The organism is [Mycobacterium] manitobense, from assembly GCF_025821665.1.
In the GTDB taxonomy this organism is placed as follows: Bacteria; Actinomycetota; Actinomycetes; order Mycobacteriales; family Mycobacteriaceae; genus Mycobacterium; species Mycobacterium arseniciresistens.
Genome location: NZ_JACKSJ010000062.1, coordinates 56763 through 70527 on the forward strand (window position 1 = coordinate 56763; position 13765 = coordinate 70527).

15 protein-coding genes are annotated in these 13765 nt (G+C 70.6%); 3 read left to right on the top strand and 12 right to left on the bottom strand.

The window, feature by feature from the left end; all coding sequences use genetic code 11:
* Positions 1-11: 11 nt before the first annotated feature.
* The gene (locus H7I41_RS07695; RefSeq protein WP_264011979.1) at positions 12-1256 is read left to right on the top strand and encodes a glycosyltransferase family 4 protein; all 1245 of its coding nucleotides are present in this window, start codon (positions 12-14) and stop codon (positions 1254-1256) included.
* An 8-nt stretch (positions 1257-1264) separates the two neighbouring features.
* Here the strand turns inward: H7I41_RS07695 and H7I41_RS07700 are convergent, their stop codons facing one another.
* The 4 genes from H7I41_RS07700 to H7I41_RS07715 all read right to left on the bottom strand — a co-directional run bounded on the left by H7I41_RS07700 (position 1265) and on the right by H7I41_RS07715 (position 3424).
* Positions 1265-1618 (bottom strand): ester cyclase, encoded by a 354-nt coding sequence (locus H7I41_RS07700; protein ID WP_264011980.1) that lies wholly within the window; start codon positions 1616-1618, stop codon positions 1265-1267.
* A gap of 18 nt (positions 1619-1636) precedes the next feature.
* Entirely contained in the window at positions 1637-1996 is a 360-nt protein-coding gene (locus H7I41_RS07705; RefSeq protein WP_264011981.1) for a DoxX family protein, read from the bottom strand.
* A 32-nt stretch (positions 1997-2028) separates the two neighbouring features.
* Positions 2029-2598, bottom strand: coding sequence for a TetR/AcrR family transcriptional regulator (locus H7I41_RS07710; RefSeq protein WP_264011983.1), 570 nt, complete (start codon positions 2596-2598; stop codon positions 2029-2031).
* Positions 2599-2686: 88 nt separating this feature from the next.
* Positions 2687-3424: an acyltransferase gene (locus H7I41_RS07715; protein ID WP_264011984.1), complete on the bottom strand. Its 738-nt coding sequence runs from the start codon at positions 3422-3424 to the stop codon at positions 2687-2689.
* A 141-nt stretch (positions 3425-3565) separates the two neighbouring features.
* On the opposite strand from H7I41_RS07715, the gene H7I41_RS07720 reads away from it, so the two are divergent.
* Positions 3566-4849, top strand: coding sequence for a BamB-related PQQ repeat family beta-propellar protein (locus H7I41_RS07720; protein ID WP_264011985.1), 1284 nt, complete (start codon positions 3566-3568; stop codon positions 4847-4849).
* A gap of 11 nt (positions 4850-4860) precedes the next feature.
* On the opposite strand, the gene H7I41_RS07725 is transcribed toward H7I41_RS07720, so the two are convergent.
* From H7I41_RS07725 to yczE, 7 genes are all read right to left on the bottom strand, one after another.
* Entirely contained in the window at positions 4861-5556 is a 696-nt protein-coding gene (locus H7I41_RS07725; RefSeq protein ID WP_264011986.1) for an esterase, read from the bottom strand.
* A 75-nt stretch (positions 5557-5631) separates the two neighbouring features.
* Positions 5632-6870 carry a THUMP-like domain-containing protein gene (locus tag H7I41_RS07730; protein ID WP_264012250.1) on the bottom strand — a complete coding sequence of 413 codons (1239 nt, stop codon included), beginning with the start codon at positions 6868-6870 and terminating at the stop codon, positions 5632-5634.
* The gene (locus H7I41_RS07735) at positions 6804-7778 is read right to left on the bottom strand and encodes a class I SAM-dependent methyltransferase (protein ID WP_264011987.1); all 975 of its coding nucleotides are present in this window, start codon (positions 7776-7778) and stop codon (positions 6804-6806) included. The genes H7I41_RS07730 and H7I41_RS07735 overlap by 67 nt, the downstream gene beginning before the upstream one ends.
* Before the next feature lie 10 nt (positions 7779-7788).
* The gene (locus tag H7I41_RS07740; RefSeq protein ID WP_264011988.1) at positions 7789-8466 is read right to left on the bottom strand and encodes an enoyl-CoA hydratase; all 678 of its coding nucleotides are present in this window, start codon (positions 8464-8466) and stop codon (positions 7789-7791) included.
* Positions 8467-8468: 2 nt separating this feature from the next.
* A complete protein-coding gene (locus H7I41_RS07745; RefSeq protein ID WP_264011989.1) occupies positions 8469-9314 on the bottom strand; it encodes an NUDIX hydrolase in 846 nt (281 codons plus the stop codon).
* Positions 9311-10159: an ABC transporter ATP-binding protein gene (locus tag H7I41_RS07750; RefSeq protein WP_264011990.1), complete on the bottom strand. Its 849-nt coding sequence runs from the start codon at positions 10157-10159 to the stop codon at positions 9311-9313. The genes H7I41_RS07745 and H7I41_RS07750 overlap by 4 nt, the downstream gene beginning before the upstream one ends.
* Positions 10111-10785 (bottom strand): membrane protein YczE, encoded by a 675-nt coding sequence (gene yczE, locus H7I41_RS07755; protein WP_264012251.1) that lies wholly within the window; start codon positions 10783-10785, stop codon positions 10111-10113. Before yczE ends, H7I41_RS07750 begins: the two co-directional genes overlap by 49 nt.
* Positions 10786-11071: 286 nt before the next feature.
* Here yczE and yczR point away from each other — a divergent pair, with 286 nt between their 5' ends.
* Positions 11072-12529, top strand: a complete 1458-nt coding sequence (yczR, locus tag H7I41_RS07760; RefSeq protein ID WP_264011991.1) for a MocR-like transcription factor YczR — start codon at positions 11072-11074, stop codon at positions 12527-12529.
* Here yczR and serB read toward each other — a convergent pair.
* Positions 12526-13764, bottom strand: coding sequence for a phosphoserine phosphatase SerB (gene serB / locus H7I41_RS07765; protein WP_264011992.1), 1239 nt, complete (start codon positions 13762-13764; stop codon positions 12526-12528). The genes yczR and serB overlap by 4 nt on opposite strands.
* Between the last annotated feature and the right edge of the window lies 1 nt (position 13765).

Consider the following 13765-nt stretch of genomic DNA (forward strand, 5'->3'; position numbering starts at 1 on the left):
CGGTCACGCCCATGAAGGTGCTGATGGTGTCGTGGGAGTACCCGCCGGTGGTCATCGGCGGACTCGGCCGCCACGTCCACCACCTCGCGACCGCACTGGCAGAGGCCGGTCACGAGGTCGTCGTGCTCAGCCGCCGGCCAACCGGCACCGATCCCAGCACCCACCCGTCGACGGACGAGTACAGCGAGGGCGTGCGCGTCGTCGCCGCCGCGCAGGATCCGCACGACTTCGACTTCGGCACCGACATGATGGCCTGGGTCCTCGCGATGGGGCACTCCATGGTCCGGTCGGGCCTCACGCTGCGCCACACCGCCGACGGCGCGCCATGGCGGCCCGACGTCGTGCACGCACACGACTGGCTGGTGGCGCATCCGGCCATCGCTCTCGCCGAGTTCTTCGACGTGCCACTCGTCTCCACCATCCACGCCACCGAGGCGGGCAGGCACTCGGGCTGGGTGTCTGGCAAGATCAGTCGCCAGGTGCACGCGGTCGAATCGTGGCTGGTGCACGAATCCGATTCGCTCATCACGTGTTCGGCCTCCATGAGCGACGAGATCACCGAACTGTTCGGCCCCGGCCTCGCCGAGGTCCGGGTGATCCGCAACGGCATCGATGCCGGCCTCTGGCCGTTCGCCAGCCGGCGCGCCCGGAACGGCGCGCCACACCTGTTGTTCGTCGGCCGGCTGGAGTACGAGAAGGGCATCCACGACGCCATCGCCGCGCTTCCGCGGATCCGGCGCGCGCATCCCGGCACCACACTGACGATCGCCGGTGACGGCACCCAGGAGCAGTGGCTCGTCGAACAGGCACGGAAGCACAAGGTGCGCAAGGCGACACGATTCGTCGGGCGGCTCGGACACGATGACCTGGTGGCGATGCTGCACACCGCCGACGCGGCCGTGCTGCCGAGCCACTACGAGCCGTTCGGCATCGTCGCACTCGAGGCCGCCGCCACCGGCACCCCCCTGGTGACCACGAATGTGGGCGGACTCGGCGAGGCCGTCATCGACGGGGAGACCGGGATGTCATGCGCTCCGCGCGATGTCGCGGGGCTCGCGGCCGCCGTCGTCGCGGTGCTCGACGATCCGCAAGCGGCGCAGCGTCATGCCATCGCCGCCCGCGACCGGCTCACCTCCGACTTCGACTGGCACACCGTCGCCGCCGACACCGCACAGGTCTACCTGGCGGCCAAACGCGGTGAGCGTGAACCACATCCGCGTCGGCCCACGGTCGAACACGCCCTGCCCGGCCGGTAGCCGGTACATCAACCGCCCGACGTCCCCGTCCAATACTCGGCGATGCGCCCGTCGGCGATGCGCAGGATGTCATTGCCGGAGAACCGCGCCTCGCCCGAACTGTGCCGACCGTGCCCGATCCACCGTCCGGCCATCAGCTCCCCGTCGGTGAACGGGCCCAGCACGATCTGGAAGGTGAGCTCCTCGAAAGCGGAGCGGGTCTCGTCGATGATCGCCGCCAGTTCCACCGTGCCGCGGATGTCCCGGCCGGGCCAGTGGCCGACGAAGTCGTCGGCGACCAGGTCGGCGGGCACCCGCCCGCCGGACCACACCTCGTGCACCCACCTCTCGAACAGCGTTGCCGTTCCACCGGACTCGCTCATGTCCATCCTTTCTCCGGTTCAGACGAGGAAGCAGAAGACGCCGACGGCTAGGCAGATGACGAGCATGCCCGTCGCGTTGAGGAACAGATTCCGGCCGTAATCGCGGGCGCGGACATGGGCGGCGACGGCACACAGGAAGTACGCCACGAGCGCCGCGCAGGTCAACGCCGCCAGGTGAGGGATCCAGAGCCCGGCCACCAGCCCGGCCGCGGCGGCCAGTTTGATCGGCGGCATCAGCCACCAGAGGCGTTGCGGCCAGTTGACCCCCCGGAAGCAGTCTGCGATGAATGCGGCCGGCTTGATGCACAGAACCGCGTCCACGAGCTGAATGGCCGCCAGCACCACGACGGGCCACTGCGGGTCGGGTAGCGACGTCACGAATCAAACCATACCGTACCGTATGCTTTGGCTCAAGCGTCCGATCCGGGGACGAGCGGCAGCAACGTCTCGTAGACGCGCCCCAGTTCCTCGGGCTCGACGGGCGGAACCGACACCGCAGCGCCGAGGGCGACGAGATACGGCAGCAGTGCGGCCACCCGCGCATCGGCGTCGGTCTCGACATGGGGGCGCCAGATCCGCTGGAGAGCCGTCAGCCTGGCCCTGTCGATGCGACCCTGCACCCGGTTGACCTCGTCGTCCCAGGTCGCCCACGCACGGACCGCCAATTCGAGCTGGGGACGGTAAAGGCCATCTCCCCCAGCGGAAACGAGACCGGTGAGCCGGGTCAGCACGGCGCGGGCATCACCGGGCGCCCGGGCGGCGTCGATCTCGCGCTCCATGGCATCGACGGCCATCGCCTCGAAATGCGCGAGCAGTTCCCGCTTGTAGCCGTCGGCACCGCTGAAGTGATGGTGGAACGAGCCCTTCGACAACTTCAGCCTGGCCGCGATGCGGTCGATCCGCAAACCGCTCGCGCCGTCGGCGGCCAGCACCCGAAGGCCGGCATCCAGCCACTTCTCCCGCGTGTTGTTCCTGTTCACGAACGCCTCGACATGAGGTCATATCATACTGGACCGTATGGTTTGGTAAGACGAGCGACGCGTCGAGTTCCACAGTTCGGAACAGGGGTCAGCGGGCGGCTTTCTTGCGTTCGATGTCGGCCAGCGCCGCGGCGAGTTCGGCGCGCTGGGCGGCCGAGGTCTCCCAGGCGAGCTTGCGGTTCTTGACCACCTTCGCCGGGGCGCCGACGGCGATCGAGAAGTCCGGGACGTCGCCCCTGACCACCGCGTGCGAGCCCAGCACACAGCCGCGCCCGACGGTGGTGTTGCGCAGCACGGTGACCTTGACGCCGACCCAGGTGTCGGGCCCGATCCGCACCGGACCCTTGACGATGCCCTGGTCCTTGATCGGCAGGTCGATGTTGTCCATCCGGTGGTCGAAGTCGCAGATGTAGCACCAGTCGGCCATCAGCACCGAATCTCCCAGCTCGATGTCGAGGTAGGTGTTGATCACGTTGTCGCGGCCCAGCACCACCTTGTCGCCGATGCGCAGCGATCCCTCGTGGCAGCGGATCGTGTTCTTGTCTCCGATGTGCACCCAGCGGCCGATCTCCATCGTCGACAGCTCCGGGGTCGCCTCGATCTCCACGCCCTTGCCCAGGAACACCATGCCGCGGGTGATGATGTGCGGGTTGCGCAGCTTGAACTTCAGCAGCCGCCAGTAGCGCACCAGGTACCACGGCGTGTACGCCTTATTGGCCAGCACCCACTTCAGCGAGGCCACGGTGAGGAAATTCGCCTGACGCGGATCGCCCAGCCGCGAGCCGCGCCAGCGCTTGTGCAACGGCGCACCCCACATCGTCGTCATGGCCGCAAAGCCTACGCGAGCACCAGGTCTGGTTTCCCGGGTCGCCGCGTCACGCTTGCCGGGTGGCCGGGGCGCCGCCCCACCGGGTTACCCTCACGTGGGCCGCGCATCACGCCCGGACGAGAGGACTGACGGAGCACTGTGTACCGGCGACTGACCGTGCTGGTGATGACGGCGCTGCTCGCGGGCGTGCTCGCCGGTTGCGGGGACACCGACGGCTGGGTCGAGTCGAAGGCCGCCTCGGGGTGGTCCGCCCAGTACGGCGACGCCGCGAACAGCAGCTACACCGCCGACGCCGGGCCGGGAGCCCTCACGCTGGAGTGGACCCGGTCGGTCAAGGGTGACCTCGGCGCCGCCGTCGCGCTGGGTTCCGGCAACTTTCTGGCCGCCAATGCGCAGACGCCGGCGGGCTGCTCACTGATGGTGTGGGAGTTCGACAACCTCGCGCGACAGCGCTGGTGCACGCGGCTGGTGCAGGGCGGCGGCGGAGCCAGTCCCCTCTTCGACGGATTCGACAACCTCTACGTCGGCCAGCCCGGCGCCATCGTGTCCTTCCCGCCGACGCAATGGATCCGCTGGCGCCAGCCGGTCATCGGCATGCCCACCACCCCGCGCCTGCTCACCGACGGGCTGTTGCTGGTGGTGACGCACCTAGGCCAGGTGCTGACCTTCGACGGGCACCGTGGAACGGTGGAGGGCGCGCCGCTCGACCTGGTCGCGGGTGTCGATCCCACGGACTCCGTGCGCGGCCTCGCCGACTGCCGGACCGCCCGGCGCGGCTGCCCGGTGGCGGCGGCGCCGGCGTTCTCGGCGCAGACCGGCACCGTGGTGCTGACGCTGTGGGAGCCCGGCGCCGACGCGCCCGTCCTCGTCGGACTGCGCTACCGCGCCGGTCAGCGCCCACTGCTGACCCGCGAGTGGACCAGTGAGGCGGTAGGACGCGGGCCCTTGGCCAGCCCGGTGCTGTCCGCCGACGGCGCCACCGTCTACGTCAACGGCCGCGACTCGCGGCTGTGGGCATTGAACAGCGCCGACGGCACGCCGAAGTGGTCGGTGCCGCTGGAGTACCTCGCGCAGACCCCGCCGTCGGTGTCGCCCGACGGGCTGATCCTCACCGGCGGCGGCCCCGGCTCGCGCCTGCTCGCCGTCCGCGACGAGGGTGACCGCGGCGAAGTCGCCTGGACCCGCGACGACGTCGCGCCGCTGACCACCGCCAGCCGGGCCGGTGCGCTCGCCTACACGGTGGTCCCCGACGGCGAGCGCGGGCAGGCGCTGTTGGTCGTCGACGCAGGCGACGGCCGCACGGTGAACAGCTATCCGCTGCCGGAGGCCACCGGGTGGCCGGTAGGGGTGTCGATCGCGCACGACGGTCGCATCGTCACCGCCACCAGCGACGGTCAGGTGTACGGCTTCGCGCCGGCCTGATATATCGGCTCCTAGACCGCCAGCATCGGAGCGATCGCGGCCCGCGGGACCGACACCTGGTTCGCCCCCGCAGCGCCGGCCATCAGCTCGCCCTGGGCGAAGAAGAACACCACAGCGTCGTCGGAGATCGCGAAGTTCTGGTAGTTGTCGGCGTTCATTCCGTTTTCAGGGGCGATCGCCACGTCGGGGCCGAGCTGGCGCTGCACCTCGCGCTGGACGATCGGGTAGATCGTGTCCAGCGGCAGCGTGCCGGGCTTGAACAAGTTGTCGAACGTGACCGGCCGCTGTCCGTCGAGGTTGTAGTTGAACGCCTTGAACCAGGTGCTCGGGTGGGCGCCGCCGACGTTCTGGTACACCTCGAACACCAGGCTCTGCGTGCCCTTCGGGGCCATGCCCGAGTGGTAGGTGGTGCCCTTCGCGTCCAGCACGTAGGGCAGGTCGCGGTTGCCGGGCGTCTGCGATACGTTGACGAATCCGTCCCGGGTCTGGGTCAGGTAGGCCGCGACCGCCTGCTCGTCCGGATAGCCGGCCGGGAAGCTGTAGTCCAGCGTGTATGTCGAGGTGGCGGCGTGCACGCGACATGTCTGCTCGCCGTCGAGCGCGCCGCCCAGATCGGCGCACGCCGACTGCGCACCCGCGACGGCCATGCCCGGCCAGCCGACCAGGACACCGGCCGCCAGTACGGCGGCCATCTTGGCAATACCCATCGTCAGTCGTCCTCGCAGATGATGTCGGACACCGGTTCGAGTCACCGGCGCGTCCATGTCAGCGTACGTGTCCGCTCAGCGGTCCGGCCGGCAGATGAACGCCGTTGCCCGGCTTGCGGTCCCGGACCCGAGCCGGGTCAGCACCACCGCGACGTGCGCCGAACCGCGCAGCCGCAGCCGCCGCCGCAGCGCATCGGGGTCCACATCGAGGCCGCGCACCAGGATCTCGACCGCCCCGGCATCGTGGGCCGCCAGCGCATCGCGCAGCCGCCGTTCGCTGAAACCGACCTCGTCGAGCACCTCGAATCCGCGCACACCATCGGGCACCGAGTCACCCGACAGGTAGGCGATGTCCGGGTCGAGTTGCCACAGGCCGTGCCGGGCGGCCCAGTGCCGCACCAGCCCGGCGCGCACCACCGCGCCGTCGGGGTCGACGATCCACCGGCCTGCGGGTCCGACCGGGCAGTCGTCGGGTTCGGTGTCGGTGATCTCCTCGGCGCGGTCGAGCACGGTCGCGCGCCGGGTGACACCGCCGGCGGTCAGCCCCGCCGACCACAGGCATGCCTCCCGCACGCTTCCCGCCAACGACGTCACCTCGACCTCGCCGGCGAACCCGAGGTCCGGAAGCCGGCCGAAATCGATTCCGGGAGCGCACTTCACGACGAAGTCGCGGCCGCGGTACACGTCGAACAGCGTATCGAGGGCCGGGGTGTAGTCGCGTGGGTCGAACCGCCGTCGCCCGGCACTGCGGCGGGCGGGATCGAGCAGCACGACGGTGTCCCGGCTGACCGGGCGGAGCGCGTCGGCCCGGCACACCAGGACCTCGGCGCCGCCCTGCGCGAGGTTGTGCCGCGCCATCGACAACCTCACGGGATCGATGTCGCTGCCCATCACCACCGAAGCCGAATCACGAAGCGCGGCAAGCTCACTGCCGATCGAACAGGTGGCGTCGTGCACACGCGCGCCGCGAAGGCGACGCGCCCGGTGAGCGGCCACCGGGGCGGCCGTCGCCTGCTGCAGCGCCTCGTCGGTGAACAGCCAGCCCGACGGGTCGCCGACCTTGGCGACGGCGCGCCTGCGCAGCCGCACGGTCTCCACCAGGACGATCGCGCGCGTGCCGAATCGGTTTCGCACAGAAGCGATGTCGCGCACCAGCGTGCTGTCGCCCAGCTCCAGGTCCGCGACGTCGCGCAGCGCGCTCGCGCCGGCCTCGCCCTGCAGGTACTCGACGTCGTCGAGCGTGAACGCTACGACGGCTTGACCCCGGTGACCATCACGTTGTAGAACCAGCCCTTCGGCACGACGCGGCGCCAGACGTTGGCGTCCACCCAGCTCAGCGTGGTCCAGCCGTTGAACGCGAACTTCGCCCAGCCCCATCCGAGCTTGCCCGGCGGCACCGTCGACTCGAAGGTGCGCACCGGCCAGCCCAGCATCGCCGCGGTGAACTCCTCGCTGGCCGTCTGCACCGAGACCGCACCGGCGTTGGTCGCCATCTTCTCGAGGTCGGCCGGGTCGAAGGTGTGCAGGTCGACGATCCACTCCAGCGCGGCCGCCCGCGAGTTCTCGTCGAGTTCCTCCTGCGGCCGGCGCCAGCTGCTCAGGCCGGGCAGCTTCATCGCCGCGACGGTGGTCTTCCAGGTCAGGTCGGCCAGCGTGCGGGCATAGGTGTTGCCGACGGTCGTCGGCTCGCCGGCGAAGACGAACCGGCCGCCGGGTTTGAGCACCCGCACGACCTCGCGCAGCGACAGTTCCACGTCGGGGATGTGGTGCAGCACCGCGTGGCCGACCACCAGGTCGAAGGTGTCGTCCTCGTACGGGATGCCCTCGGCGTCGGCCACCCGGCCGTCGACGTCCAGCCCGAGCGACTGGCCGTTACGGGTGGCGACCTTCACCATGCCGGGCGACAGGTCGGTCACCGATCCGCGCCGTGCCACGCCCGACTGGATGAGGTTGAGCAGGAAGAACCCGGTGCCGCAGCCCAGTTCCAGAGCCCGGTCGTAGGGCAGTTCACGCTGTTCCTCGGCGGGCACGATGGCGTCGAACCGGCCGCGGGCGTAGTCGATGCAACGCTGGTCGTACGAGATCGACCACTTGTCGTCGTAGCTCTCGGCCTCCCAGTCGTGGTACAGCACCTGGGCGAGTTTGGAGTCGTGGCGGGCGGCCTCGACCTGCTCTGCCGTGGCGTGCGGGTTCGGGACCGGAGCCGAATCGGTACTCGTCATGCAGGGCAGCCTAACCGGCGGCCCCGAAGCTGGCTTTCGCGGCGGCCAGCAGCTGCGGCGGATAGTCGGCGAAGCGCAGGGCCCAGGCCAGCGCGGCGTCGTAGACGTGGTCGGGCGCGACCAGCTCGTCGACCAGCCCGAGTGCATGCGCTTCGGGGGCGCCGACGAACCGGCCGCTGAACACCAGGTCCTTGGCCCTACTCTCACCCACCGCGCGGGTCAGCCGGGCTGCGGCCGAGGCGTCGGGTGACCGGCCGCCGAGGATCTCGGTGGACCCGAACTTCGCGTTGTCCCCGCTGACCCGCCAATCCGCGGCCAGCGCCAGCGTCAGCCCGCTGCCCAGCGCGTAGCCGGTGATCGCGGCGACGGTCGGCTTCGGCAGAGCGGCCAGCGCGGCGATCGCCTCACGGGCCGTGCGGGCGGCCGCGTCGGCTTCCTCGGGATCCAGGGTGCGCAGTTCCGGGACGTCGTCCCCGGCGCAGAAGATCTCGTGGCCGCCGAAGACGATGACCGCCAGGACGTCGTCGCGGTCGCCGGCCTCGGCAGCCGCGGCGGCCACCTCCCGGTACATCTGCCGGGTCAGCGCATTGGTCGGCGGCCGCGACAGCAGCAGCGTCGCGATCCCCGGCCGGTCATCGACCGGGCCGTTCCCCGGCCCACCCAGGACGACGTCGACGAACTCCCCCATGTTCAGTCGCCGCTGTATCCCTGCGGGGCGCGGTGGTCCCGGGCGGCGTTGTAGCGGTCGCTGTCGAAGAACTCGATCTCCCAGTTGCCGTCGCGTGCGGCCAGGTGGGGTTCGACGGCCTCGATCCTGCGCTCCACCGCCAGCACCTCGGCGACGGTGTGGCCGGCCAGCGAGTCGAGCTGGGTCCACGTCGGCGGCAGCAGGAAGGTGCGCCCGGCGGCGAAGTCGTCGAGCGCCTCGGTCGGGGTGATCCAGCCGGCCTGATCGGTCTCGGTGTTGTCGCCGTCGGCGCGCTGGCCCTGCGGGATCGCGCCCACGAAGAAGTAGGTGTCGTAGCGGCGGGTGCGCTCCTCCTTCGGGGTCACCCAGTTCGCCCACGGGCGCAGCAGGTCGGCCCGCAGCACCAGCTTCTCCGTCTTCAGGAATTCGGCGAAGGACAGCGACCTGTCGACCAGCGCCTGCCGCTGCGCCCGGTACACCGAGGCGTCGTCGACCAGCACGTCGGGATCGTCGGCGGCGCCCGCGAACAGCACGCCGGACTCCTCGAACGTCTCGCGGGCGGCGGCGCACACCAGCGCGCCGGCCAGGTCCGTGTCCACGCCGAGCCGTCCGGCCCACCATGCCGGCTCCGGGCCGGCCCAGGCGATGTCGGCGTTGCGGTCGCGCTTGTCGACGCCGCCGCCGGGGAACACCATCACCCCGGCCACGAAGTCCATCGCCGAGTGCCTGCGCATCAGGAAGACCTCGATGGGTGCGCCCTGACGCCCGTCGCGGATCAGCATCACCGTCGCCGCGGGCCGGGGCACCAGAGGATCGGGGGATGCCCCGGTGTCATCCTGGCCGGTCATGCACGCCTCCTGTGTGCCGCGCGGCTGCGGGTGCGCCGCGCGAAGTAGCGGCCGTCGACGTTCTCCAGGGCGATCGACTGGCCGAATGCCGTGGACAGGTTCTCGGCGGTGAGCACGTCGGTCAACAGACCCGAGGCGACCACGTGGCCCTCCGACAGGATCAGGCCGTGGCTGAACCCGCGGGGCACCTCCTCGACGTGGTGGGTGACCAGCACCATGGCCGGCGCGTCGGGGTCTGCGGCGAGATCCTCCAACCGCGCCACCAGTTCCTCGCGCCCGCCGAGGTCCAGGCCGGCCGCCGGCTCGTCGAGCAGCAGCAGTTCGGGGTCGGTCATCATCGACCGAGCGATGAGCACCCGCTTGCGTTCCCCCTCGGACAGCGTGCCGTACAGACGTTCGGCGAGGTGCTCGGCGCCGACGCTCTCCAGCATGTCGACCGCCTGCGCGTAGTCGACGTCCTCATAGGACTCCCGCCAGCGCCCCAGCACCGCGTATCCGGCGGACACCACCAGGTCGCGGACCACCTCGTCGTCCGGAACCCGTTGCGACAGTGCAGAACTGCTCAGCCCGACCCGCGAGCGCAGCTCGGCCATGTCGGCCCGGCCGAGCCGTTCGCCCAGCACGAACGCGGTGCCGCTCGAGGGATGCTCCATGGCGGCCGCGATCCGCAGCAGCGACGTCTTGCCTGCACCGTTCGGCCCGATGACCACCCAGCGTTCGTCGAGTTCCACCGCCCAGGTGACGGGTCCGACGAGCGTCCGGCCGCCGCGGCGCAGCGTGACCCGGGCGAAATCGATCAGCAGGTCGGGGTCGGCCGTGTCAGCTGCGGTGTCTTCTTCCGGCACTCGCCCATCGTAGTGTTGCGCCGCCGTCGCGACGCCGGCCGCCTCGCGGCGATTCGCCCGCCGGAATCGTCCGCGCCGACCACCGGCGCCCAGCCGCTGACGGCGAGGAGCCGTTTCGGCGTCAGCCACACGAACATCTGCACGAGCGGCCCGATCCCGAACGCGTAGACCAGCGTGCCGACGCCGACGGTGCCGCCGAGCAGCCAGCCGACCGTCAGCACCGTGACCTCGATCGTGGTCCGCACCAGCCGCACGGACCGGCCGGTGCGTGCGACCAGCCCGGTCATCAGGCCGTCCCGCGGTCCCGGTCCTAGGCCTGCGCCGACATAGAGGACCGTGCTGAACGCGTTGAGCAGGACGGCGGTCACCATCCAGCCGATCCTCACCGGCATCGACACCGGCGCAGGCAGGACGGCGAGGGTGGCGTCGACGGTGACCGCGATGACGATCACGTTGGCCACGGTGCCCACGCCCGGGCGGTTGCGCAGCGGGATCCAGGCCAGCAGCACGGCGACGCCGACCAACGCGGTGGCGAGGCCGAACGACATCCCGGTGTGGCCGGCCAGGCCCTGGTGGAACACGTCCCAGGGGTCGAGGCCGAGGCCGGCCCGCACCATCAGGGCCATCGAGAATCCGTAACCGATCAGGCCGGCGAGGAGTGCGGCGCCGCGCAGCGACGCCCTTCGGGTCCGCGTCACGCGTGATCGGGGAACCGGACGCGGATGGCGTCCAGTTCGCTGCGTATCCGGCGCAGATCAGAGTCCAGTTCGCCTGAGGTGGACCCCACTGGGCGGTAAGAGAACAGGTTTGCGAGGCGCTCACCCAATTTTAGTATCCAGTTCGAAGCCATATGACGATTCTGGCCTTGACTGGCTTGCGGTCCAATAGCCAGTTGGCTCATACTGGCTGCAAATGAGCATCGACACGATGGCCCGCGCGCTCGACGAGGATCTACTGGCCCGCGATCTGGGCAACTGGCGCACGTCGAGCCGGAGCGGCCCGGCGTACCAGGGCCTGGCCGACGGCATCCGGATGCTCATCATCGACGGCCGGCTGCCGGTCGGCGCCCGGCTGCCGAGCGAGCGGGCGCTGGCCGACGCGCTGCGGGTGTCGCGCACCACCGTCACCGCCGCCTACGCGCAGCTGCGCGACGACGGCTACCTGGTGGCCCGCCGCGGCGCCCGCAGCACCACCGCGCTCCCGGTCACGGCCACGGCGTCCACCACGGTCGAGGCGTTCACGACACCCGGGATCTCGGTCAACTTCGCCAACGCCGCACTTGCGGCTCCCGCGACGGCGGTGCTCGACGCCTTCACCACCGCAACCCGGCAGATCACGCCCTATCTGCAGGACATCGGCATCGAACTGACCGGTGTGCTGCCGCTGCGCGAGGCGATCGCCGAACGCTACTGCGCCCGGGGGCTGCCCACCGAGCCCGACGAGATCATGGTCACGACGGGAACGCTGCACGCGTTCGGGCTGATCCTGGCGACCTACACCCAGCCGGGCGACCGGGTGCTGGTCGATCAGCCGACGTACCACGGCGCGATCGCGGCCATCACCACCGCGGGCGGTCGCCCGGTGCCGGTGCCGCTCACCGAGGACGGCTGGGATCTCGGCGCGATGCACGCCGCGATCCGGCAGCTGGCGCCGAACCTGGCGTATCTGGTGCCCGACAACCACAACCCGACCGGGCTCACCATGCCGGCCGCCCACCGCCGGGAACTGGCCGACCTGATCGCCGACACCCGTACCCGCACCATCATCGACGAGACGATGACCGAGGTGTGGATCGACGAGCCCGTCCCCGCACCCGTCGCGAGTTTCCTGAACCGGCGGCGCGACCTGGTGATGACACTCGGTTCGATGTCGAAGTCGTTCTGGGGCGGCCTGCGCATCGGCTGGATCCGCGCCGAGCGCAGCACCCTGGCCACCGTCGCGGCGCTGCGGCCGTCGATCGACATGGGCACGCCGATCTTCGAGCAGCTGGCCGCCGCCGAACTGCTGCGGGTCGCCGAGGACGTACTGCCCGAGCGGCGTGAGCTGCTGCGCACCCGGCGGGCGCTGATGTTGTCGCTGCTCGACGAGCACCTGCCCGACTGGCGGCCGTGCCCGGGCGGTGGCGGCCTTGCGCTGTGGGTGCGGCTGCCCGCCCCGATGAGTTCGGCGCTGTCGGCGGCCGCGTCGCGGATGGGGCTCGACGTGCCGCCGGGACCGCGGTTCGGTGTCGACGGCACCCTCGAGCGGTTCGTCCGGATCCCGTACACCCTGCCGCCGGATCAGATGGCCGACGCGGTGCGGCTGCTCGCGCGGGCCTGGCGCAGCGTCACCGGCTCCACCGGACCCGAACCCCAGGCCCTGGTGGTCTAGTCGTCGAGGATCTCCACGCGGCGGACCATGCCGTCGACCGCGTCGGCAGCCTCGATCTCCCCGCGGGTCACACCCAGAATGAACAGCACGGTGTCCAGGTACGGATGGCTCAGCGACGCGTCGGCGACCTCACGCAGCGCGGGTTTGGCGTTGAACGCCACGCCCAGCCCGGCCGCCGCAAGCATGTCGATGTCGTTGGCGCCGTCGCCGACGGCCACCGTCTGCTCCATCGGGACCCCGGCCTGCTGCGCAAAATCCCTTAGCGCCCTTGCCTTTCCGGGGCGGTCGACCACCTGGCCGACGACCCGGCCGGTCAACTTCCCGTCGACGATCTCCAGCTCGTTGGCCGCGACGTAGTCGAGCATCAGTTCGTGGGCCAGCGGTTCGATCACCTGGCGGAACCCGCCCGACACCACGCCGCAGTGGTAGCCCAGCCGGCGCAGTGTCCGGATCGTGGTGCGGGCGCCCGGCGTGAGCTCCAGCTGTTCGGCGACCTCGTCGAGCACCTCGGCGGGCAGCCCGGCCAGCGTGGCCACCCGGCGGTGCAGCGACTCCGCGAAGTCCAGTTCGCCGCGCATGGCCGCCTCGGTGACCTCGGCGACGGCGGCCAGCGCGCCGGCCCGGTCGGCGAGCATCTCGATGACCTCACCCTGGATCAGCGTCGAGTCCACGTCGAACACGATCAGCCGCTTGGCACGCCGCGAGATGCTGTAGTCCTCCAGCGCGAGATCGACCTGTTCGTCGGCGGACACCCGCGCGAGCGCCGACTGCACGTGCTTGGCGAGCACCGTGGTCGGCACGGACACCCCCAGCTCGAGCCCGGTGACCGGATAGTCCGAGATGCCGCGGATGAAGTCGATGTTCACTCCGAGGAACGCCAGCTCGCGAGCCAGCGCATTGAACGCACCGGCGGTGAACGGCCGCCCGAGGGCGACGATGGTGTGCGTCGACAGGTGCCGCATCACCGGCGAGTTGCCGCTGGGTTCGACGCTCACCTCGAGGCCCAGCCGGTGGATCACCTCGGTCACCTCGGCGCTCAGCGCATCGCCGTCGGCGACGGCCGGGGGCGCCGACAGCAGCACACCGAGGGTGAGCCGGCCGCGGATGACCACCTGTTCGACGTTGAGCAGTTCGACGTTGTGCCGCGAGAGCACCTCGAACAATGCCGACGTGACGCCCGGCTGATCCACCCCGGTGACGGTGATCAGCACCGACACCTTGTCTGCTGCGTTCATC

What these genes read in the sequence shown, in the direction of transcription:
- H7I41_RS07695 (WP_264011979.1), top strand. Translation starts at nt 12, where the DNA reads ATGAAGGTGCTGATGGTGTCGTGGGAGTACCCGCCGGTGGTCATCGGC.
- H7I41_RS07700 (WP_264011980.1), bottom strand. Translation starts at nt 1,618, where the DNA reads ATGAGCGAGTCCGGTGGAACGGCAACGCTGTTCGAGAGGTGGGTGCAC.
- H7I41_RS07715 (WP_264011984.1), bottom strand. Translation starts at nt 3,424, where the DNA reads ATGACGACGATGTGGGGTGCGCCGTTGCACAAGCGCTGGCGCGGCTCG.
- H7I41_RS07725 (WP_264011986.1), bottom strand. Translation starts at nt 5,556, where the DNA reads ATGGGTATTGCCAAGATGGCCGCCGTACTGGCGGCCGGTGTCCTGGTC.
- H7I41_RS07735 (WP_264011987.1), bottom strand. Translation starts at nt 7,778, where the DNA reads ATGACGAGTACCGATTCGGCTCCGGTCCCGAACCCGCACGCCACGGCA.
- H7I41_RS07740 (WP_264011988.1), bottom strand. Translation starts at nt 8,466, where the DNA reads ATGGGGGAGTTCGTCGACGTCGTCCTGGGTGGGCCGGGGAACGGCCCG.
- H7I41_RS07745 (WP_264011989.1), bottom strand. Translation starts at nt 9,314, where the DNA reads ATGACCGGCCAGGATGACACCGGGGCATCCCCCGATCCTCTGGTGCCC.
- yczE (WP_264012251.1), bottom strand. Translation starts at nt 10,785, where the DNA reads ATGGCCCTGATGGTGCGGGCCGGCCTCGGCCTCGACCCCTGGGACGTG.
- yczR (WP_264011991.1), top strand. Translation starts at nt 11,072, where the DNA reads ATGAGCATCGACACGATGGCCCGCGCGCTCGACGAGGATCTACTGGCC.
- serB (WP_264011992.1), bottom strand. Translation starts at nt 13,764, where the DNA reads ATGAACGCAGCAGACAAGGTGTCGGTGCTGATCACCGTCACCGGGGTG.